21 protein-coding genes and 1 tRNA gene are annotated in these 21,824 nt (G+C 47.1%); 16 read left to right on the top strand and 6 right to left on the bottom strand.

Annotation, left to right across the window (positions count from 1 at the left end):
* Positions 1–101: 101 nt before the first annotated feature.
* Positions 102–716: a cob(I)yrinic acid a,c-diamide adenosyltransferase gene (gene cobO / locus H6F77_RS13125; RefSeq protein ID WP_199321321.1), complete on the bottom strand. Its 615-nt coding sequence runs from the start codon at positions 714–716 to the stop codon at positions 102–104.
* Positions 717–1,066: 350 nt separating this feature from the next.
* Between cobO and H6F77_RS13120 the strand changes: the two genes are divergently transcribed.
* Together H6F77_RS13120 and H6F77_RS13115 are read left to right on the top strand one after the other, a co-directional pair.
* The gene (locus tag H6F77_RS13120) at positions 1,067–2,722 is read left to right on the top strand and encodes a sensor histidine kinase (protein WP_242022136.1); all 1,656 of its coding nucleotides are present in this window, start codon (positions 1,067–1,069) and stop codon (positions 2,720–2,722) included.
* Positions 2,723–2,756: 34 nt separating this feature from the next.
* On the top strand, positions 2,757–3,851 hold the full coding sequence (locus H6F77_RS13115) for a hybrid sensor histidine kinase/response regulator (RefSeq protein WP_190489170.1): 1,095 nt from the start codon (positions 2,757–2,759) through the stop codon (positions 3,849–3,851).
* 203 nt (positions 3,852–4,054) lie between these two features.
* Here H6F77_RS13115 and H6F77_RS13110 read toward each other — a convergent pair whose 3' ends face one another.
* Complete coding sequence (locus tag H6F77_RS13110; RefSeq protein WP_190489169.1) at positions 4,055–4,360, bottom strand: hypothetical protein; 306 nt, start codon at positions 4,358–4,360, stop codon at positions 4,055–4,057.
* Positions 4,361–4,654: 294 nt separating this feature from the next.
* Here H6F77_RS13110 and H6F77_RS13105 point away from each other — a divergent pair, with 294 nt between their 5' ends.
* Both H6F77_RS13105 and H6F77_RS13100 read left to right on the top strand, forming a co-directional pair.
* A complete protein-coding gene (locus H6F77_RS13105; protein ID WP_190489168.1) occupies positions 4,655–5,179 on the top strand; it encodes an O-acetyl-ADP-ribose deacetylase in 525 nt (174 codons plus the stop codon).
* 4 nt (positions 5,180–5,183) lie between these two features.
* Positions 5,184–6,380, top strand: coding sequence for a homospermidine biosynthesis protein (locus H6F77_RS13100; protein ID WP_190489167.1), 1,197 nt, complete (start codon positions 5,184–5,186; stop codon positions 6,378–6,380).
* A 256-nt stretch (positions 6,381–6,636) separates the two neighbouring features.
* On the opposite strand, the gene H6F77_RS13095 is transcribed toward H6F77_RS13100, so the two are convergent.
* The 3 genes from H6F77_RS13095 to H6F77_RS13085 are packed head-to-tail and all read right to left on the bottom strand — an operon-like array spanning position 6,637 to position 9,086.
* Positions 6,637–7,281: a hypothetical protein gene (locus H6F77_RS13095; RefSeq protein WP_190489166.1), complete on the bottom strand. Its 645-nt coding sequence runs from the start codon at positions 7,279–7,281 to the stop codon at positions 6,637–6,639.
* Between the two features lie 32 nt (positions 7,282–7,313).
* Positions 7,314–7,730: a hypothetical protein gene (locus H6F77_RS13090; RefSeq protein ID WP_190489165.1), complete on the bottom strand. Its 417-nt coding sequence runs from the start codon at positions 7,728–7,730 to the stop codon at positions 7,314–7,316.
* 18 nt (positions 7,731–7,748) lie between these two features.
* Positions 7,749–9,086, bottom strand: a complete 1,338-nt coding sequence (locus tag H6F77_RS13085) for a hypothetical protein (protein WP_190489164.1) — start codon at positions 9,084–9,086, stop codon at positions 7,749–7,751.
* A 253-nt stretch (positions 9,087–9,339) separates the two neighbouring features.
* On the opposite strand from H6F77_RS13085, the gene H6F77_RS13080 reads away from it, so the two are divergent.
* The 3 genes from H6F77_RS13080 (at position 9,340) to H6F77_RS13070 (ending at position 14,130) form a co-directional block, all read left to right on the top strand.
* Complete coding sequence (locus H6F77_RS13080) at positions 9,340–10,626, top strand: inorganic phosphate transporter (RefSeq protein ID WP_190489163.1); 1,287 nt, start codon at positions 9,340–9,342, stop codon at positions 10,624–10,626.
* A gap of 157 nt (positions 10,627–10,783) precedes the next feature.
* Complete coding sequence (locus tag H6F77_RS13075) at positions 10,784–11,998, top strand: DMT family transporter (RefSeq protein ID WP_190489162.1); 1,215 nt, start codon at positions 10,784–10,786, stop codon at positions 11,996–11,998.
* 464 nt (positions 11,999–12,462) lie between these two features.
* A complete protein-coding gene (locus H6F77_RS13070) occupies positions 12,463–14,130 on the top strand; it encodes an EamA family transporter (protein ID WP_190489161.1) in 1,668 nt (555 codons plus the stop codon).
* A gap of 81 nt (positions 14,131–14,211) precedes the next feature.
* Here the strand turns inward: H6F77_RS13070 and H6F77_RS13065 are convergent.
* A tRNA-Ser gene (locus tag H6F77_RS13065) sits at positions 14,212–14,298 on the bottom strand.
* Positions 14,299–14,371: 73 nt separating this feature from the next.
* Here H6F77_RS13065 and H6F77_RS13060 point away from each other — a divergent pair.
* The 9 genes from H6F77_RS13060 to H6F77_RS13020 all read left to right on the top strand — a co-directional run bounded on the left by H6F77_RS13060 (position 14,372) and on the right by H6F77_RS13020 (position 21,609).
* Entirely contained in the window at positions 14,372–14,740 is a 369-nt protein-coding gene (locus tag H6F77_RS13060; RefSeq protein WP_190489160.1) for a 2Fe-2S iron-sulfur cluster-binding protein, read from the top strand.
* Positions 14,730–15,410 carry a thermonuclease family protein gene (locus H6F77_RS13055; protein ID WP_309228841.1) on the top strand — a complete coding sequence of 227 codons (681 nt, stop codon included), beginning with the start codon at positions 14,730–14,732 and terminating at the stop codon, positions 15,408–15,410. Before H6F77_RS13060 ends, H6F77_RS13055 begins: the two co-directional genes overlap by 11 nt.
* 119 nt (positions 15,411–15,529) lie before the next feature.
* Positions 15,530–16,375, top strand: coding sequence for an inositol monophosphatase family protein (locus H6F77_RS13050; protein ID WP_190489159.1), 846 nt, complete (start codon positions 15,530–15,532; stop codon positions 16,373–16,375).
* A gap of 77 nt (positions 16,376–16,452) precedes the next feature.
* Complete coding sequence (locus H6F77_RS13045; RefSeq protein ID WP_190489158.1) at positions 16,453–17,457, top strand: J domain-containing protein; 1,005 nt, start codon at positions 16,453–16,455, stop codon at positions 17,455–17,457.
* A complete protein-coding gene (locus H6F77_RS13040; protein ID WP_190489157.1) occupies positions 17,457–18,683 on the top strand; it encodes an ATP phosphoribosyltransferase regulatory subunit in 1,227 nt (408 codons plus the stop codon). The genes H6F77_RS13045 and H6F77_RS13040 overlap by 1 nt, the downstream gene beginning before the upstream one ends.
* A 115-nt stretch (positions 18,684–18,798) precedes the next feature.
* The gene (locus H6F77_RS13035; RefSeq protein WP_190489156.1) at positions 18,799–19,023 is read left to right on the top strand and encodes a ferredoxin family protein; all 225 of its coding nucleotides are present in this window, start codon (positions 18,799–18,801) and stop codon (positions 19,021–19,023) included.
* Between the two features lie 138 nt (positions 19,024–19,161).
* Positions 19,162–19,890 carry an ABC transporter ATP-binding protein gene (locus H6F77_RS13030; protein WP_190489155.1) on the top strand — a complete coding sequence of 243 codons (729 nt, stop codon included), beginning with the start codon at positions 19,162–19,164 and terminating at the stop codon, positions 19,888–19,890.
* Between the two features lie 133 nt (positions 19,891–20,023).
* A complete protein-coding gene (locus H6F77_RS13025) occupies positions 20,024–20,836 on the top strand; it encodes a formylglycine-generating enzyme family protein (protein WP_190489154.1) in 813 nt (270 codons plus the stop codon).
* A 578-nt stretch (positions 20,837–21,414) separates the two neighbouring features.
* Positions 21,415–21,609: a Nif11 family protein gene (locus tag H6F77_RS13020; protein ID WP_190489153.1), complete on the top strand. Its 195-nt coding sequence runs from the start codon at positions 21,415–21,417 to the stop codon at positions 21,607–21,609.
* Positions 21,610–21,824: the final 215 nt, after the last annotated feature.

Below are 21,824 nucleotides of genomic sequence, written 5' to 3'. Positions count from 1 at the left end.
AGCTTCTTGCTCCCCCCACAAAAAGTAAATATATTTTTTAGTTTCATCCTTATTATTAACGCCGAGCAGATTTAATCTGTTCGGCGTTAATTTTGCGTAAATTAAAATTCTATACCTGGTTGCGCCTTAACGCCTTGTTCGCGGAACGGATGCTTAACTAAAGTCATTTCAGTTACTAAGTCGGCTCGTTCAATCAACTCTTGTGGTGCGCCTCTACCAGTAAGAATAACGTGAGAATCATCTGGCTTTTCTTCCAACCCAGCTAATACATTTTCAACCTGCAAATAACCTAGCTTCATAGCTACGTTAATTTCATCAAGCAGTACTAGCTTAAAATCAGGATTGCGGATAAAGTTGAGAGCAGTTTCCCAGGCTTCATTCGCTTTCTGGATATCTCGCTCTCGGTCTTGAGTTTCCCAGGTGAAGCCTTCTCCCATCGCATAGAATTCGAGCTGATTTGGGAACATACTAAGGATAGATTTTTCTGCGGGTTCCCAAGCTCCTTTAATAAATTGTACGATCGCGACTTTATAGCCATGACCGAGCGATCGCAACACTATCCCCAAAGCAGCAGTAGTTTTTCCTTTACCATTGCCAGTATTAACAATAATTAAGCCCTTCTCTAGGGACGCTTTTGCAACCCGTTGCTCTTGCACTTCCTTACGCCGCTGCATCTTTCGTTGGTACTGATCTGAAGTTAGCGACGATGGCTCCATCTGGGGCGAGTCATCAGATTCTAGATCTTTATTCAAGCCAATCGGGATATTACTTTCCATTAGGGGTACACAAGAACTGCCACGCTCCTTCAACTTACCTCAACTCGTTGCCCATAATACCGTTGAACCTCGGAAGGTTCATATCGCTCGTAGAAAAATTAGGCATATTCTCAAACGAATTTGATATAAATTGCTGATGAAATCTACACATAGATGCGATAAACAATGATAATAGAACTTTTAATAAGCCAGCAAGTCAAAAAAAGCTTAGGGTCTAACTGCTAGTCTGTTAACCCTAGAAATTGGTCAAGAATTCTCGCAGCTTAATTTATATCCGCTTAAATAATAAGATGTCAATAACAACAATCAAGTCTGAACCGGGCCAGGGTCAACTTAATATCGAATCAACCTTACAGGGATTGAGCCTGTACGACGCTTGCATACAGATTGAACACACGCCAGAACAGATTCTTAGCCTGTTTGAGGTAAATCCCCTCCTGCCCGGTCTGATAATCATGGATAAAACCCAGCTTGTGGGCATGATCTCCAGGCGGCGTTTTTTTGAATATATGAGCCGTCGCTACAGCCTGGAGTTAATTACCAAACGGCATTTGCAAGGACTCTACCAATTTAGCCATACCGAACTTTTAGTTTTTCCTGGTTACACTTCCATTACCGCAGCAGTGCGAGAGACGTTGAGGCGATCGCCTGCCTTGATCTACGAACCAGTCATCGTGCAAACCACTCCCGGCGTCTATAAATTATTAGACGTGCATCAACTGCTGATGGCGCACTCAGAAGTGCATGAAATAGCGATGGCAGCGCACAAGCAGATGGGAATGGCGCTACAAGAGGCAAAAGAGCAACTTCAAGCAGTTTTAGATGCAGTGCCGGGTTTTGTCTCCTGGATTAGCTCAGATTTGCGATACCTTGGGGTCAACCGGAATTTAGCCGAATCTTTCAATTTATCGCCAGAGACGTTTGCCTCACAGGAAATTGGCTTTCTTAACGTCAGCCCTAACTTTACCCAATTCATGGGTGAGTTTTTTGCCAACACCACTGAGACAGTATCCCAGCAGATGACAACAGAAGTTGACGGCGAATCCCGTAGTTATCTGATGGTGGCTCAAAAATATAATCAGGGTAAGGCTGCCGTGACCGTTGGCGTAGATATCAGCAAGATCAAGCGCCTAGAGGAAGAACTGCGTAAATCGCTAGAACATGAAAAAGAACTCTCAGAACTGAAATCGCGCTTTGTATCGATGACCTCTCATGAGTTTCGCACTCCTTTGAGTACCATCCTCTCTTCTGCCGACTTATTGCAACGCTACAGCCACAAATGGCCGGAAGAGAAAAAACTCTTTCACATAAATCGCATTCAAACTACAGTCAAGCACATGGTCAGATTGCTAGATGACGTGCTGACTATTGGTAAAGCAGAAGCAGGACGGCTGGAGTTGAACTTCGTACCGCTAAATGTGGAAAAATTTTGTCAAGAAATGGTGGAAGAGTTGAGGGCGAGCGATCGCGGCCAGCACACCATTAGCTTTACCGATAAGTGCGGAAGTACCTGTTTTGGTTTGGATGAAAAAGTGCTGCGGCACATCCTCAGCAATCTGCTTTCCAACGCTGTCAAATACTCGCCTCCGGGTAGCGAGGTAAAATTTGAAGTCGCCTGCTTAGATGAGGCGCTAGTCTTCAAAGTTGAAGACCAAGGCATTGGTATTCCTACCGAAGACCAACGGCGTTTGTTTGAGCCATTTCATCGCGCTGCAAATGTCGGCAACCTGCCTGGAACTGGGTTGGGGCTAGCGATAGTAAAGAAGTGCGTGGACTTGCACGGCGGCGATCTCAAAGTGGATAGTCAAGTGGGAATCGGGACTACATTTACCGTCACGCTAGCAGCTACCTGCCTGCACGCGGGTGTAAGTACTCACACAGAGGACTGGGTTGTGGGTGGGAACGGGGGACACAAACAGTTTAGCGATCGCCTACGGATCGCCTAAGCTGAAAGCTAAACATTGCAAGCTATAGGCTGATATGACAAAAATTCTAGTAATTGAAGACGAAGCACCCATCCGGGAAAATATTCTTGAGTTGCTGGATGCTGAGGGGTTCGACACCATTGGAGCCGAAGATGGCCGGATTGGTTTGCAGTTGGCGCTTTCTCAGATGCCAGATCTTATTGTCTGCGATGGTTTGATGCCTTACCTAGATGGTAATAGCGTACTGACGGCGCTACGCTCCAATCCTCTAACATCGACAATTCCGTTTATTTTTTTAACGGCAAAAGCAGCCAAAACGGATATGCGTCAAGGGATGGAGTTGGGCGCAGACGACTATATTACCAAGCCGTTTACCGCAGATGAATTGCTCGGAGCGATCGCCGCGAGGTTGGAAAAACACGCAGCGTTTGAACGAGAGCAGATGAGGAAAATCGATGATTTACGCAGTAATATCACCCTTTCTCTGCCTCACGAACTGCACACGCCCCTCAATGGCATTCTGACTTGTTCGCAAATGCTAATGGATGAGGCGGACTCTTTAGATACGCAAGAAATTCTAGAAATGGCAGGGGATATTCGTACTTCTGCCGAACGTTTATATAGGCTAGTTCAGAATTTTTTGCTGTATGCCCAACTAGAGTTAATAGGAGCTGATTCAGAGCAGATAGAGGCGTTACGACAGAGCAGCCGGACTAATTCTGCTAAAGTTGCGATCGCAGATGCGGCGATTAAAAAAGCACAGCAGTCTTGCAGGGAATTCGATTTGCAATTAGACCTGACTGATGCTGCTGTCTCTATTTCTGAGATCAAACTGCGAAAAATTGTCGAAGAGCTGATGGACAATGCCTGTAAATTTTCCATCCCCAAAACCGCGATTACAGTTGCCAGTAGTTGTGAAAATAACACTTTTGTCCTGTCTGTAACCGACAACGGGCAGGGTATGACGGTAGGGCAAATTGCTGCTATCGGAGCCTATATGCGGTTTGAGCGCAAGCTTTCTTCCCATCAAGGTTCTGGTTTAGGTCTGCTCATCGTTAAACGTCTAGCGGAACTACACGCAGGACAACTAGCGATCGACAGCATCCCCGGTAAACAAACCACCGTGCGTGTTATCTTGCCGCTCAAATAGTTTTGAGCTACTGCAACTCTTTGGGGTTTAGAGTGGTGAATTAATAATTCTTACGAGCAATTCTATCAAATCTGTTCGTAGCGGAATTATTCTTTTTCCCTCGGCTCCTCGGCTTTTCTGCCCGTAGGGAGACGCGATAAATCGGCGTCTCTACAAGATTCTCTGCTTGTGCCCCTCTGCCCCTCTGCTCCTCTGCCTTACTCCTAATTCAACCAGGGAAACTGGTAGGATTGGTCATCTGGTTCTTCTCGCGGACAAGCCATATCGCCTTGATAATTGTTATTAACTTTAATAGCTTTTTCTCGCAAATGAGCGGGTACATAGCAAAGAGATACAGGCAGTCCGTGCGCCAGCATAAATTCTGCTAGTTGATCGGGATGAATGTAAATACCCGCTCCATGCAGGCGGTGCAAAATTTGCTCAAAAGTTGGCCAATGCTCATCGGGCTGTGGCTGAATGGATGACAAAATGTTACCTGGATTGCCAGAGTAAAGATTGGTGGTGGTCATAGTGCCTTGATTGAGACTTAATCCATCTTGCGACTAAAGCCGTGATGGTGGCCTTTTTACAGTTTACAAAAATTTTATATTAACCCTATTATGGCGATCGCACAGCCAAAGTAGGGAAATTACTATGCTAATGGCAAATAGCTATAAAATACAGCTCGCGATAGATGTGGTTTTGCACAAATATCGACTCTTATTACATCGCTCATTTACAAAACTTAGAAACTATTCGTCGGTTCTCAACGAAGCGAGATAAAATGCGAATCCAGCGAGGTGAAGTTTTCACTAATACTTACCATGCTACTAAGTAGAATAGCAGTCATTCAAGGCAATATAACCCTTACAAAGGTAGATGCTATTGTCAACGCAGCAAATAGCTCTCTTTTGGGTGGCGGCGGTGTGGATGGGGCAATTCACCGCGCCGCTGGGCCAGATTTGGTGGCAGAATGTCGCCAACTCAATGGCTGCGCCATTGGTGAGGCCAAGATTACTCAGGGATACAATCTTGCCGCAGATTGGGTAATTCACACAGTTGGACCAGTTTGGCAGGGTGGTGGGAACAGAGAAGATGAGTTGCTAGCCAATTGTTATCGCAACAGCCTAGCCTTAGCCGCCCAATACGAAATTCGCACCATCGCCTTCCCAGCCATCAGCACTGGCAGATACCGATTCCCGCAGATCCGCGCCGCAAAAATTGCTTTAACAGAGGTCAACAAGTTTTTCCAGCGCAATAACTCAGTTGAGCAAGTTATTTTTGTTTGCTTCGGAGATAGCGCCTACAATTCTTATGTTGCTGCTATCAAAGAAATCGTTTGTGAGTGAAAAAATGTCAAAGCAACTGGGTAACAAAATCGCACCCGCCCCCATGCCATCAGCACTTAACGTGGTGGATCTAGTTGATGGTTATTTCAGCGCCTACAATTCGGCTCGTCTGCGGGAAATTTGCCACCTGCTCAGTCGGGAAGTGTTCCAAGAAGGCGTAACAGTAGGAGTTAGCCTATCAGGTGCAATGACTCCTGCTGGGTTCGGCGTGGGGCTTTTGGCTCCCCTGATTCGCAATGGCTTTATTGACTGGGCAATCAGCACGGGCGCTAATCTATACCACGATATGCATTTTGGGTTAGGTTTCGATCTCTACGCGGGCAATCCGTTTGTGGATGATGTCAAGTTGCGTCAGGAAGGCACAATTCGCATTTACGACATTGTGTTTGGCTATGACGTGCTGTTGCAAACCGATGCTTTTATTCGCAAAATTCTGCAAGCAGAACCTTTTCAGAAGCGGATGGGTACTGCGGAGTTTCACTACCTGCTGGGTAAGTACGTGCGGGAAGTGGAAAAGCAGATAGGGGTGGAGCATTCTTGTTTGCTAGCTACAGCTTATGAATGCGGAGTTCCTATTTATACGTCTTCGCCTGGGGATAGTTCAATTGGGATGAACGTAGCGGCTTTGGCGTTGGAAGGTTCAAAGCTGGTGATAGATCCATCGATAGATGTGAACGAGACAGCAGCGATCGCATACTCAGCCCGCGATACTGGCAACCCGGACTTAGAAGGGAAAAGCGCTGCTATCATTATCGGCGGTGGCAGTCCCAAGAACTTCCTGTTGCAAACCCAGCCGCAACTGCATGAAGTGTTAGGTTTAGAGGAGCGCGGACACGATTATTTCGTGCAGATTACAGATGCGCGTCCGGATACGGGTGGTTTATCTGGTGCAACCCCAAGTGAAGCTGTGAGTTGGGGGAAGATTGACCCGGAAGAGTTACCCAGCACGATTGTTTGTTATACCGACAGCACGATAGGAGTTCCCATCATCACCGCCTATGTGATGAACCAGTGCCAACCTCGTCCGTTAAAGCGGTTGTATGACAAACGGGAAGATATGCTGGAAAAATTGCGGACAGACTATTTGGCAGCTAAAACTCAGCCAGTTGAGGAAATTCCGGCAGCTGTAGCAGACATTGCTTCTGAACAACCTGTAGCGACATATCCTTGCGGGAGAGTTATTCCCAGTAGCGGTATTTAAGTTGTAGCAGTCCTGGGATTAAACACCCCTCGTTAGTATCGAAAGCAGAGTTTTTTATAAGAGGCGATCGCACTTTATTTCAACAGCAAATAGAGGATGCGATCGCCCTTATAAATACCTCAATATTATTGATTTATTAATTAGCAACTTATAGAGCGATCGCGCTCCTGTTCCTCTTGCGTAATTCATAAATAAAAACAAAAATTAACCCCCCTTAAAAAGGGGGGCTGGGGGAAATCAAAATAGGGAATTGCTATTATCTGACTGGCGGACAGGCAGCGGGTGCGTACCCTCCAGCTTCGACAACAAAATCATCGAAGTCGCTGTCTTTTCCAGGACGCGGCAATCCATCATCATCCCAAGCAACGCGGACACCAGTAATTTCACCGCGCGTCCCCGCATCCAAAGCACCATCAAAAGCTGCTGCTAAGTTACTTGTAGACCTTACGCTGCGTCTGGTCTGGCCAGTGGGACTAACAGATTCCAGAAAGAAAGCATACCTGGTATTAGCCCGAAATCTGTACTCAGCCAGCCGATTTGCTACTGCTCCTCCGTCAACAGTCCCCACGAAATCTCTTGAGGTACCGATGTTGTTCTGACCGGGAGCAGGAGGCTCATTTTGTCCTGTCCCGAAAGTATCATAAGGTTTGGTTTCCCGGAACAGTACTGTTTCTTCGTTAGTATCTAAGTTGACGATACCAAGGGTTGACTGATAAGCTCCGTGCGACTCTTTGAATTCAAATTCAACTGTCGTATCGGCGGGGAACTGAACAACCTGATTTCCAAACGAGTCTTGAGCTTTAACTGGCGTTGCCAAAAAACCGACAGCGCCAAAAGCGATCGCTCCTGCGATCAACTTAACCCCAGCAACACATTTGCGGCTTTTCTTCATTTGCCTCATCTTTTATCGCTCCTCCTCACTATCGCGTTACTCTACCAAGTCCCAAAAAACGGATTCGCTCTTGATATGTCTTCTCGCTGCAAAGTAGCTCTCAAGGTCTCTACTTCGGTCCTTAACGTTTCTAGCCGACGGCACGCCTCGGGAACTGCGGCTGTTGTTTGAGGCTGTCGGCTATAGCGCCTCTCGGTGGTAGCTGGCGCTGCTTGCGCGATCGCAGCATCGCATTCTCGAAACGCTGTTTCCGCGTCTTGATTCAGCCGCGTAACATTCCCAACTAGCGCAGGATCTAGTCTTGCGCCACCCTCAAATACGGGTGCTGTATTATTCCAAATATTCGTTCCCGTGATGTCCGAATAGCTGCGGTGATGCCCAGCACTAGCAGGTGCAACATTTCCCAGCGCAACAATCGATACACCAACAACCCAACCCAGAGATTTAATTGTTTGCATTTCCTCTACTCCTTCTAGTTAAAACCTCAATGCCGTACCAACGCCTAGTACAAATCGCGCACCGTCACCTGCACCAGCAACGTCGCGCACCGCTGGAGTAATCACAAAGGGGAAATTTTTGAAGGGTGCAATGGAAAGACCCAATCCCAGATCCTGTCCCGTCCACTCTGCAATAAAACTCACAGGTCGGACAATCCGGAGGGCCACATTACCAAAAGCGTTGATATTGTTTTCACCGCGACGCACAGCACCATTTGACCGGAACTGTCCATCACCGACACCAACAGTAACAGCAACGCGGCTTAAAGCTTCATTAATAGATGGCCGCGTTCTGAATACTTTGGTAATAACTCCATATTTAGAGTGTTCAAAGTCGTTGCGACCAGTATTTGCAAAACCGTTCCAGCCCAATGCTACTCCCAAATCTCCTGCAAACCGACGGTGCAGTTTGGCATTAAAGCCACCATCCTCGAACCTGTCGTCAGTATCCAAGGCATAAGATAGCTCTAGACCCACTGCTTTAGCAGCATCGCCCAAGCCAATTCCTATCCCGGCAGATCCTACAGAACCGTCATCTTCTCGCACGCTGGCTTGATATTCGCCACCTGCAAAGATGGTGTTGTTATCGGCACCAAATCCAACTGGGATAGCGATGCTCAGAGCTGGCGAAGCTCCAAATTCATCCACTACTTGTGGCAGTGTCAGTGGCGTAATGCGCTGCGGACGAGGACAGTTGTTCGTACCTGTTGTCTCGGCTTGAGCTAGTTGAAAACTTGCAGACTGGGGGTTGGTAACTTTTTGCGAAGTACAAGGAGTAGCAGCTACGGGTGTCGCATCTGCAACCGTCTGGCTAGCCTGTGACTTGGATGAGGCTGCGGCAGACTCATCGGGGCGAAGTGCATCAGCCTTGGTTATGTATGCACCGGGTTCGGTTTTCCCATCGGCTTCAGCTTTCGCGATGTTGGGGGAAAATAGTTCGGAATTTTTATTGGCTGATATATCTAATGCTGGCTGTTTGGCAGCGTTAGTCGATAACTCCGCGATCGCATTATCTGCGGGGAGTGCTTTAATGTTTGGCTGGGCGATCGCTTCTGGCGCCGCCTGTGCTGGGGCATTTTGAGCTACCAGGGCAGGCTGGGCCTGCGCTAGGCGATCGCTTGATAGTTCTTGCACCATTTCTGGTGCGGCGATCGCTGCACTCGTGCTATCCGTTACATTAGCACTGGCAACACTCAAGTTATTCTTGTAGGTTTCCTGGGGGGAACCTTCAAAACTCGGAGTCTCGGTTGCTCCGGCTGTCAGCCCTCCAGCCACTAGAGCAGTTAAAGTACAAACGGCAAGGCTTGGAAAACGCATAAATTCGTCTCACACAACTCACACCATTGCTATTGAGAAATAAATTTTTCCCAATAACTCAATAGTAGTTTATCTCACACTTACTCATACAGCGCTTTGTACCACTATCCGAATTGATAACTAATTAAACTACATCTTTCGACTACCAAAATCTGTTATTTCAAAGACTACTTACCATCTGGAAGATGAAATTTACCTTGGTCAGGTGGTATATCTCACTGGATAAACTAGCCGTATCGGTATTTAGTAGGACATGATTTTTCTAGTCGCCCTTCTAGCCTTCTACGTTGCTTGGAATCTAGGAGCAAACGATGTTGCCAACGCAATGGGCACGTCTGTGGGGTCTAAGGCTGTCACCCTACGGCAAGCTCTATTTATTGCTGGTATCTTGGAATTCTTAGGCGCCGTGCTGTTTGGGCGTGCTGTATCCTCAACGCTGGCGACGGAAATTGTTAATCCGACGCTGTTCGCATCGCAGCCACAAGTGTTACTAATCGGCATGGTATCCGTTCTCATAGGCTGCGGCATCTGGCTGCAAATTGCCACCAGTCGCGGCTTGCCAGTATCTTCTTCCCATGCTGTAGTAGGCGCGATCGCGGGTTTTAGCGCGATCGCTGCTGGTGTCGGTGCTGTTAACTGGTCTAGCTTAGGCACGATCTCCCTTGCGTGGATATTAACACCCGTCGTTAGTGGAGCGATCGCTGCTTTGTTCTACAGTGTCGTCAAGCGTTGGATTCTCGATCCACCCGATCCTCTATTCCAGTTGCGCGAGTGGATTCCCTGGCTGAGTGCAACGCTGCTGGGCATCTTTGGCGTAATTGTGCTACCAGCAGTAAGCCAACCAATAGATATTCTGCTTGCAGACAAATTCGGCATTAGCCTCCCCCCTCACGACATCCCCCTGGCTATAGGCGCGATCGCCACATGCTCCCTCACCTGGTTCAGTTGGCGAGAATTAGGCACTGGGGATTTGAAAGAAGAGGACAAATCCTCAATCCAAAATCCAAAATCCAAAATCCAAAATCCTATTGAACGGCATTTAGCGCGGTTTCAGCTCTTGAGTGCGTGTTTTGTCGCCTTTGCTCACGGTTCCAACGATGTGGGAAATGCGATCGCGCCCCTAGCGGCAATTTCATACATCGATCGCACAGGTTCCGTTCCCACCGCTGGCTTCACTATTCCCATCTGGATTCTCCTGGTTGGCGGCGCTGGTATTGTCGCAGGTTTAGCCGTTTGGGGTAAAAAAGTCATCGCTACGATTGGAGAAGGAATAATTCCCCTCCAGCCCAGCAGTGGATTCTGCGCCGAAATAGCCACCGCCACCACCATCCTGCTCGCCTCTCGGTTCGGCTTACCCGTCTCCACTTCCCACGCCTTAGTAGGTGCTGTCGTCGGGATTGGACTTATTCAAAACTGGAAGTCAGTTCGCTTTCAAACTCTACAAACAATCGCCCTTGCTTGGATAATTACCATCCCCATATCTGCTGGTCTTGGGGCAATAATCTTTATGGTTGCTCGTCGGCTATGGCTGAGTGCATAGCGATGCGATCGCTCCAAGATATTGCATAGCAATTTACCCCCACTATTGCTGTTTATTTAACATAGTGTAAATCCCCATACAATAGCACCACAGTATTTGCCTTGTAAAGCGTACAATTAGCTAATCACTAATTTTTTTTATATAAGGTTAAACGCAAATGGGGCAACTACAAGATCAACCAGATCGCGAAATCGACGGAGCCGATAAACCAACAGAAACTTTGCTCAAATCTGCGATTCGTCAACTTAAAAACCAGCAGCAAAATTTGCAAAGTGTCATCGAAAAACTTCAACAAGATATTGAACAGATCAAAACTGAACAACAAGCCCAGCGCCAGCAAGTAAATAATTGGCCAACTAACAGTCAACAACAAGTTCAACCACAAATTCCAGTAGCATCTGTAACGCCACCACTGGGAAATGAATTGATAAAAGGGGTAGGACTGGTTTTACTTTATTCGCTGCTGATGTCGTTACAAAACGTTGTCACAAGGGTAATTTTGAAAGAACAGTCTATCTTTGGTATGTTCAAATTGGGAGGATTTATTTCTCCTAGTCCCGGCAACTCACTTTTAATTTTATTTATACGTGTAGCGCTGGCAGCACCGATAATGGCTTTTGGGGTAGCGCCGCTAGTTTATCCCAATACTTGGCGTGATATCAAGCAACTGCTAAAGCCCAAAGAACGCCCCCGCCTCTGGTTTGCCATTATTAGCGGCGTTTGTCTGTTTCTGTCTCAATTCTTTATATATATTGCCCTCGGCAACATACCTACAGGTGTTGCCACCACCATTTTCTTTATCTATCCGCTAGTTACCATTTTGTTAGAATGGCTCTTGTTTGAAAAGCAGCCAACCTCTACTCTGATCTTGGCTATGGTCACGATATGTATAGGAGGCTATCTAACTATTCCCAACTTGTCAGCAGGGGCTAATAATAATATTGGGCTAGGAGCAGCGACAGCTATTGCATCAGGGGTGACTTTTGCACTTTATCTGATTTTTACAAAACTCAGTAAACTTAAGGGTGCCCCCGTTAGTGTAATTAGTTTCAGTACCATATTAGTATTGTCGTGGTTGGGTCTTTTGGTAGTAGGATACGACATTGATGGGGGAATGTGGCCTAAGCTAGTGGGTGCAGGTGTAGTTTTGGCTCTAACCACCCTGTTTGGCTATTTATTTAATAACATGGGTATTTTTCTGCTTGGCCCAACCCTAGCCTCAGTTATTGGAGCTAGCGGGCCTGCATTTACAGTTATCCTAGCTTTGCTGCTCATTCAGGAAAGCTTGCAGATCAACCAATGGATTGGGGTGGGGCTAGTAACTTTATGGGTACTTGGCATTAGCCTGGAAAACAGGAAGCGTCAGGCGTAGCCTCTGCAAACGACCAAATGCAGCGTAGCGAAGGCGTTAGCCGCTAACGCGCCGAAAGCCTCCACCCATTTGCGGGAAATCTGCACTGAAGTTACTTCAAGGTAAGCTGTTCGGGTTTAATTTGTTGGCAGTCACGAGCCAAAAGTCTTGGAAAGGCAAAGTTTTTTTTCTTTTGTATGACAAACTTGTGACTGGCTCTTTTGGCGAACGCGCCCTTTCATCCGCTGTCAGCGCGGGGTGTGTCGCTAAAGAAGAGCTGATAATTACCTAAAGTGTTCCCCCGGATTTGCATTATCCGCCCAAAAAGGATATTTATTTTAAGACTCCTGCCGATGCAATGGGGGGCTGAATTTGACAAAATACTGGAAATACCAATACAACAGCAGTTAGTACCCAGCTAACTCTTTGTATGACTAAGCGCTAATCGCTTTTCTAGTTAATCCTTATATAGAGGTTAAACGCAAATGGGTCAACTGGACAATCTACCGGACAACCCTAGCAACGGCACTCCTCAGTCAACAGAGCCTATCCAAAGGGCAATGATTCAGGATATTGAAAAGCTGGGGCAAAATTTCATCGCCCAGTTGAATCAAGACCTAGATCGGCTTCAGGCTGACAAAATGCGGTTGCAGCAGGAGATCGACGGGTTACAGCAACAGCGTCAGCAGCAGCTTGCTCAACAGCAACAGCTAGCAGCGCAAATGGCTCAAGTTTTGGCGTCGCAGCTGCAAGAGCAACTAATGCAGCAAATGAATCAGATGCCAGATACATCGCACCTGCATCTGAATAACTCTGGTGGTGGCGATCGCTTATCTACCTCGCAGGCGAACGAGTACAACGAAAATACCCAAAAGTTACTCTCCTCGCTAGATTCGACAATGAGGATGACCTTCAAGACGCTGCAACAAGACCTTAGCAGCTATCAAAGTTCGCTTGCCCAGCAGTTGAGCCGGATGCACAGCCTGGAACAGCAAGGGGAGGCGATTTTAGAGGCTTTGGTCAAACGTCTGGGTCAACAAATCCAAGCCGGAGGGACTACGCCTGCGCCCACAACAGTAACGCAGCCAACACAAAACAAGCCCTCCGCGTCGCTAACTCGACCCGAAAAAAAGCAAGCCCCCCCAGCACAGTTGGGTTTTATTCTAGTCCTGCTTTCGACAGTGGCTTTGTCAATACATAACGTTATTGTCGGGATCATTGGCTACCCCAACAAAATCTTTGGTGTTGTCCCGTTGGGAGGATTCATCAAACTGGTTCTGGGCAACTCGCTGTTAATTTTATGGCTGCGGATGATAGTTGTCCTACCGTTATTGGCGCTTCTGGCGATGTTTCTCTATCCACCTGTGTGGAAAGACATAAGGAGGTTTTTTAAGTCAAAAGACACCCGTGCAATTTTAAATGTAGTGGGGAGCGGCTTTTTCCTCTTTTTGTCTCAGGTACTTATATACATAGCGATCGCCCAAATTGGCCCTGGGGTAGCTGTGACGATTCTGTTTATGTACCCTATCATTACAGTTCCCTTGGCATGGCTGCTGTTCAAAGATCGTCCCTCCGCACTCCGCTGGGGTGTGATGGCGGCTGTGATAACGGGTGTTGTTTTAGTTTCTTTGCCTAAGATCCTGGCAGCAGCACCTACCGCGGCGACTAATCCTGTTGTTGGTGTCTCTATGGCAGCAGTGTCGGGTGTAGCCTTTGCTTTATACCTGATTTTTATGCAGTTGGGTTTCCAAAAGCTTCACCCCGTACCCGTCAGCTTGGTTCAATTCTCCACCATTTTTGTATTGACCAGCTTTAGTTTGATGCTGCCATTACCCGAAGGTTTTGGCGTTCAGGTGGTGCAAGACAAGTGGCCTGGTTTCCTCCTGGGTGCCGTTATATTGGGTGTGTTGACACTCGCGGGCTATCTACTAAATAACTTGGGCGTTCGCTACATGGGGCCTGCCCGTGCATCTATCGTCGCTTCCAGCGGGCCTGCTCTAACAGCGATTTTGGCCTTTTGGATTACTCCAAGCCCTCAAAGTTCTTTGCAGTTCGTACAGTGGGCTGGGATAGTCATAGTAACTGTGGCAGTTGGTGCCCTGAGTTTTGAAAAGATGGTTGGTGCGGCTAAATCAGCTAAACCCGCTAAATAAAGCCAAAAGCCATAATAAAGCACTCAGGAGTCAGAAAAATAATTCTGGCTCCTAAGTCTTGATTTATGGCTAATAATTAAACGGAGAGGGAGGGATTCGAACCCTCGTTGAAGTTGCCCCCAAACAGCATTTCCAGTGCTGCGCCTTCAACCACTCGGCCACCTCTCCAGGTGAGTTATGCGTTTTGCGCTACGGGTTAATGATGAATCAACCCGCCAATATTTAATATTACACTAATTTGATGAGCAATTACTACACGATTCGGATAAATAATCGCCAAACTGGTGTCGAACACTCTGTTCAAGTGCCAGAAGACCGCTATATTCTTACTAGCGTGGAAAACCAAGGCGTCGAGATGCCTTTTGCCTGCCGGAATGGAGCTTGTACTACTTGTGCCGTGCGCGTGTTGGCGGGTGTTGTCCATCAACCGGAGGCTATGGGGCTTTCTCCCCAATTGCGCGACAAGGGCTATGCTCTTTTGTGTGTGAGTTATCCCCGCTCCGATCTGGAAGTGGAAACGCAAGATGAGGATGAAGTCTACGAACTCCAGTTCGGTCAATACTTTGCTAAGGGCAAAGTCCGCTTCGGCTTACCCTTGGATGAAGATTAATACAATTTTGGATAGCGCTATGCCTTCAGGCAGGCGATCGCTAAGGCTTTGCAACGCTTTCGGATTTTCGATTTTAAAGTGTCAAACCAATATCTATGGAGGATTTCAGGAGTTAAAGTCTTGGAAATATAAAACAATATGGCGTACTTTACGCCACCGCTCGAATATTATCCTGGCTTTTGCATGCAGCCTTTTGCTCGTCGGTTGTCAATCCACACCACCGCCAGTAGGAATGAGTGTGAAAATCGAGCGGGTTGTCAACGGTCAAAGTGTGGAAGTGATAGACAACGCTAAACAACCACCATTGCTTGAGCGACTGCGACTGATTGGCGTCGAGGCTCCTGATATGAAACAGCGACCTTGGGGACATAAGGCGCAAGAACGACTAGAGCAGTTGATTGGCGGGCAACCCGTAATTCTTGAGTCAGATGAGGAAACAAAAGACCGATATGAGCGCAGGTTAGCTTATCTGTGGCGCGATCGCGTGTTGCTTAACGAGACACTAATCCGCGAAGGGTATGCCCTGTTTGTGCCGCGCTCGCCTAACAACAAATACGACCAACGCCTGTCTCGTGCCCAAGAAGAAGCCCGCCTTATGGGGCGAGGCATCTGGAACCCCAAACAACCCATGCGCCTCAGCCCATCTGAATTTCGGCGTCAGTATCGCTAATTGGTAATGGGGCATTGGGCATTGCTAGTTTTTTAGCCCTATTACCTATGCCCTTCAATTAAACTCAAAACGCAATAAATCGGCGTCTCTACAAACTTAAAACTTAAACCTCATCCTCCATGAACCATACACCCGAACAACTGCAAATTCTCCTCGACATTGCAACCGAAGCGGCAATGGCAGCAGGTGTCGTCTTGCAAAACTACTTAGGAAAATTAGAAGAAATAGAAGAAAAAGGTCGCCCCGGAGACTTAGTAACCGCAGCAGATAAAGCAGCAGAAGCCGAAATTCTGGCTGTACTGCGCCGCCACGTCCCAGATCATCAAATTCTGGCAGAAGAATCGGGACAATTGGGAGATAAAAGCAGCGAATACCTCTGGGCAATCGATCCCCTGGATGGCACAACAAATTACGCTCATCAATATCCCTTTTTCTCAGCGAGTGTCGGGTTGATAATAGGGGGAGTAAGTACAGTGGGGGTAGTTTTCGACCCCTTTCACAACGAACTGTTTCGCGCAGCTAGAGGATTAGGAGCAACTCGCAACCGCCGCCCGATCGGCGTATCCAAAACAACCCAGTTGAGCAAGAGCCTGCTAGTGTCAGGCTTTGCCTACGATCGCCGCGAAACATCTGATAATAACTATGCTGAATTTTGTCATCTCACCCACCTAACACAAGGAGTCCGACGCAGCGGTTCAGCATCGCTCGATTTGTGTCATGTTGCAATGGGGCGTTTGGATGGATATTGGGAACGGGGGCTTTCACCCTGGGATGTGGCAGCAGGTGTGGTTATAGTTGAGGAAGCAGGTGGGCGAGTGACCGCCTATGATACCAGCCCGTTGGCGATCGCGTCTGGTCGAATTCTGGCTACAAACGGACACATTCACGACAGCCTCAGCACCGAACTACTGCAAGTTCCTTCAATGGCAGCTTGGAGTAGTGATGTTGTCAAAAATTCTGTATGAGCTAAAATAACCCACGCAACAGTTAAGCGCAGTACACTATAAGGAATTCTTCTGGCAGGGAGATAAGCTCGCGGCCTATGTCTATTCAAATACAACGCGGACTCTTTAAGTTTGATTTCACCGACAACCACGCAATTTTGGGCGTTCCAGTTGACGCGAACCCAGATGATATTCGTCAACGATATAAGCTGATTGCTCGTCGCCTGCATCCCGATAGTTGCAAAGCGGAAAGTAAAGCGGAAAAAGAACTGGCTAGCCAGCTTTTCTCGAAGTTTGTAAGTCCAGCATATGCACAACTCTCTAAGGAGCGCACAAGGACAGAATATCTAGTTACGCTCAGGGGAATGGGTAAACGTCTCGCCTCTGAAGCGGCAAAAATCCAACTAAGCACCGAAAGTGCCAAGCAGTTATCGAGTGCAGGCGCAAATATAGACATAGCCTACAAAAACGCGATCGCTAACCAGGCTAAAACCCAGTACGAAACTATTGACAAAATAGCGGACGCGATCGCTCAAATCAGCGAGATCAACATGGTCTACCTGATGAAAAAAGAAGGTCAAGGGGTTGGGAAAACCACTCAACCTGCTGCCACAACAGCAACTGGCGGTATCAAAACACCGTCAAGCGGGACATCGCAACCAGCCGCAACACCAGCGCCAGCACCTGCAACCTCAAGAGTCGAACCCAATTGCCGTCGCGCCGCCGAGTATTTGGAGAAGAACAATGTTGCCAAAGCAGTTCTGGAATTGCGGGATGCCGTGCAACAAGAGCCGAACAACAGCCGCGCTCACGGCTTGCTGGGGATGGCTTATTTGAGGCAAAATCAGGCAACAATGGCTAAAATTCACATTAACAAAGCGTTGCAAGTGAATCCCCAAGAACCAGACGCTTTAAAAGCCAAAGAGATACTAGACAAAGCTATGGGGAAAGCGGCTGGCGGTGCTGGTGGCAAGGCAACGACATCGGCTGGAAAAACACCCCCCGGAAAAACGCCCCCAGGCAAGCCACCATCTGGCAAGCCTGATGATAAACAAGGCGGAGGCGGGTTATTTGGCGGTATGTTTGGTGGCAAGAAAAAGTAATGGTTCATCAACCACCTACAGGCGCGAGGGATTTGCTACCCCTCGATGTTGCCCAAAAACGCTGGATCGAACACCGCTTGCAGCAGGTTTTCCACAGATGGGGGTATCACCGGATTATCACCTCGACTCTGGAGCGGTTGGATACTTTGATGGCAGGCGGTGCGATCGCGCGGTCAACTGTGATTCAGGTGCAGGATGCAACTGAAGAAACGCTGGGATTGCGCCCAGAACTGACGGCATCGATCGCGCGTGCATCTGCGACGCGCATGGAAGGAGCTAGCTATCCGCAACGGCTGTACTACAACGCTAATGTATTCCGCAGAGATGCTGAGGGCGATCGCGGGCGTCAGCAGGAGTTTTACCAAGCAGGGGTGGAACTCTTAGGCGGTGGTGGCTTGTTGGCCGATGCAGAGGTGTTGCTGTTGCTGGCAGACTGCATGAACAACCTCGGTTTGGCGACCTGGCACTTGGTTTTAGGGGAGGCAGATCTGACGCGATCGCTCCTCTCCCCATTTCCACCCAATCTGCAAGACAAAGTGCGCGAATGCATTTCCCATCTCGACCGCGTTACTCTCGAAACCCTGCCTTTATCGACCGAATTACTGGAACGTGCGCTATTTCTTTTTGACCTGCGCGGACGCCCAGCCGATGTGCTGCAAAGGGTTTCTACCTTGGAGCTAGATCCATCAGGACGAGAGATTGTCAACAATCTCAAATCGCTCATCGAACTGCTCGACGACAGTATGGCCGACAAGGGTGGATTCCCCCTAACTCTTGACCTGAGCTTAATCCAAACCTTGGATTACTACACGGGGATCGTGTTTAAAGCGGTGAGCGATACTGGGGCAGGAGCGCAGATTTTGGGGCAGGGCGGTCGCTATGACGAACTGCTGCAACTTTATCATCCGCAAGGACAAAAATATCCTGGAATTGGTTTTGCACTCAACATCGAAGACTTGTACCAAATTTTGCTGTCGAGCGCTGAAATGCCCCGCCAAACACCTGCAAGCGATTGGTTAGTCGTACCCCAGACAGCTCAAGCTTATAGTGCGGCGATCGCCTATGCCCAAACCCTAAGAGACTCCGCCGATCTAGTGCGGGTTGAGATCGATCTAGGAGGGCGCGAAGCGCAAGAAGTGCAAAACTATGCTCGCCGCCGTCGCATCAGCCGCATTGCCTGGGTTAAGGCTGATGGTGCTACTGAAATTGAGACGCTAGGAAAGTAGCGCAGTTTTTTGTTCGTTGTTCAGTGGCTAATTATGATGAACAATGAACAATGAACCGTAGTAGCGATCGCTGGTAGCCTAGTAGCAGTCTGCCAATCCTAAGAGAGAGAACACTGTGCCGCACACAATTGTTACCAATACCTGCGAAGGCGTCGCCGATTGCGTCGATGCCTGTCCTGTTGCTTGTATCCACGAAGGCCCCGGCAAAAATGTTCTGGGAACTGACTGGTACTGGATTGATTTTTCCACCTGCATCGATTGCGGTATCTGTCTACAGGTATGCCCTGTAGAAGGGGCAATTGTCCCGGAAGAACGACCGGATTTGCAGAAAACCCCATAATATTTGGGGATGGGAAAGTGGGAATAAAATGATGAATTATGGAATGATGAATTACGAAATGTTCGCTTTACCCAATTCATCCTTGTCGCTTTCATAATTCATCATTACCCATTACCCATTACCCATTACTCATTACCAATGACCGACCAACCGATATTAGAAGTAGAAGATGTTTATGCAGGATATGTTAAAGATTTAGATATCCTGCAAGGCGTTAATTTTAAGATTTATCCCGGTGAATTGGTGGCTGTGATTGGCCCCAACGGTGCGGGGAAATCAACCTTAGCTAAGACTATATTTGGATTACTAAACCCCCACAAGGGCAAAATTATTTTTAAAGGCCAGAATATTGCTGGCTTAAAGTCAGATAAAATTGTCCAGCGCGGGATGTGTTACGTGCCGCAACTCGCCAATGTCTTTCCTTCTTTGAGCGTAGAAGAAAATTTAGAGATGGGCGCTTTTATTAGTAATGCTCCTTTAAAACCGCTCAAAGACAAAATATTTACTATGTTCCCCAAGCTTGCAGAACGCCGTCGTCAGCGTGCTGGAACGCTTTCTGGGGGAGAAAGGCAAATGCTAGCAATGGGAAAAGCTTTGATGCTTGAACCCAGTTTGTTGATATTAGATGAACCATCAGCAGCACTGTCGCCAATATTGGTTAATAGCGTATTTGAGCAGATTAAAGCTATTAATCAAACTGGTAAAGCAATTGTGCTTGTAGAACAAAATGCGCGGAAGGCTTTGGAGATGGCACATCGCGGTTATGTGTTGGAATCAGGACGCGATCGCTTCACGGGCCCCGGTTTAGAATTATTAAACGATCCCAAGGTAGGAGAACTCTATCTCGGTGCAGGTAAAGCTCATTAGCAAACGTAGAATCATAGCGAACCGCGATCGCTATAAAGCAAAAATAGACGCAATTACTACTAGACAAACACTCCTTAGCATGATATCCCTTTTATAAGGGAAATCAGTGCATCTACAGGTTTAATAAGCGCAAATGAGTGAATTTAAAGCGCAAATCGGCAACGTAATTGCATCAGAAACTAGAAAAATTCATAGCGAAAATGTAGGTAAGGCAGTCATCGAAATGGTATACATACCAGATGGCACCTTCCTCATGGGTTCAACAGATAGCGCGGAACAATCAGATAGCCGCGAAAAGCCACAGCGCCAGGTAACAGTTGCACCCTTCTGGATAGGAAAGACACAGGTAACGCAAGCACAGTGGAAAGCTGTAGCAGCCTTACCCCAAATCATTAGTGAATTGAATCCCGAACCATCTTACTTCAAAGGTGAAGATAGACCAGTCGAAAATATATCTTGGTACGATTCAATAGAATTTTGTGCTAGGCTTGCCAACTTTACCGGGCGCCCATATAGATTACCCAGCGAAGCAGAATGGGAATATGCTTGTAAAGCAGGAACAACTACACAATTCCATTTTGGCGACACAATTACATCAGAACTAGCTAATTTAAACGGAAATTACGCTTACAATTCTCAGCCAAAAGGAAAGCATCGTCAAGAAACAATAAATGTGGGGAGTCTACAAGTCCCCAATCATTTTGGATTGTACGATATGCACGGTAATGTTTGGGAATGGTGTGCAGATCCCTGGCATGAAAATTATGTTAACGCGCCCTCAGATGCTAGAGTTTGGGAAGAGGGTGGAGATGATAATTATCGGATGCTGCGCGGTGGTTGTTGGTTGAACCGTCCTCGGTTTTGTCGCAGTGCTGTCCGCTATAGATTGTTACCGGATACCAGGGAATCAGCAAGCGGGTTGAGGATTGTGGTTTCTTCAATTTAGTGGAAATACCGAAAGTCTGTTTTTATTTATTGTCTGCTTTCTTGTCAGCTACAACTAAATTAGTAGTTAGAGTATACAAGCGACAGACTTCGGGAAAAATCACTAATTTGACATTACAGCTTGTCAGGCAATACAGTTCGCTTAAGGATAAGTGTAATTGGGTTTTACTATCGCGAACCCTGACGGGCAAAGAACTGTTTGCATAATTCTGGCATAAGGGCAAAGCACGCCTAGAACTTGAATTCGGGCGTGCTTTGTCCATTAACATCGCCTCAAGTTCGGAACTCCTCCTATGGAAAAGGCTGGCGCTAAATGCTGAAGCTCTTAATTTCTACCGAGTCAAGGGAGCAAGTTGCAGATCTTAGTTAAAGAACGAAATGCGGTACAGCGTAAAAATACGCAGATATGAAAAAAAAACATATTACTAAACGTTAGTTAGCGTGAAAATACGCAGTAAATGTCAGTAAATAAATTCAAATTATCAAGACTTGATAAACGTTGTGTATGCACTATTGACGCCCTAATTTACCCGATCTTAAAGTGTAAGAACGCAACTAACAAATAAGGTAAAAAAGAAAATGTCAAAAGAACCTGGTTATGACTTATTAAAAACTGCCGATTCAAATAAGGCTAGGGAAAAGAAGCTAATGGCTCTCGATAGTCAGGCAAGCTTGGTCAACTTGGCTCAAGATTTCGGCTGGGAGTTTACCCAAAACGACCTAGATTCCGTACAAGAGGATCTAGAGTCAGATAACTATCCTACGGCGATTTAGAGGCAGTAGCGGGAGGATTATTTACTAAGAGTTACTATCAAAGTTTATTGCATACATTTCCAGGCGACTTGGCCGGGGGAAGTATTTTGAGTTAGGTTTTTATATAGCCTTTCTCAAGTGAATGAGGTATAAAAGGGTGAATATTTGATGAGTTAAAAATGAAAGCGTACTCCATTGATTTACGGCAAAAGATTATAGATGCGTACCACAGCCAG

Source organism: Microcoleus sp. FACHB-831 (assembly GCF_014695585.1).
In the GTDB taxonomy this organism is placed as follows: Bacteria; Cyanobacteriota; Cyanobacteriia; order Cyanobacteriales; family FACHB-T130; genus FACHB-831.
This window is presented reverse-complemented; position numbering and strand designations above follow the sequence as displayed.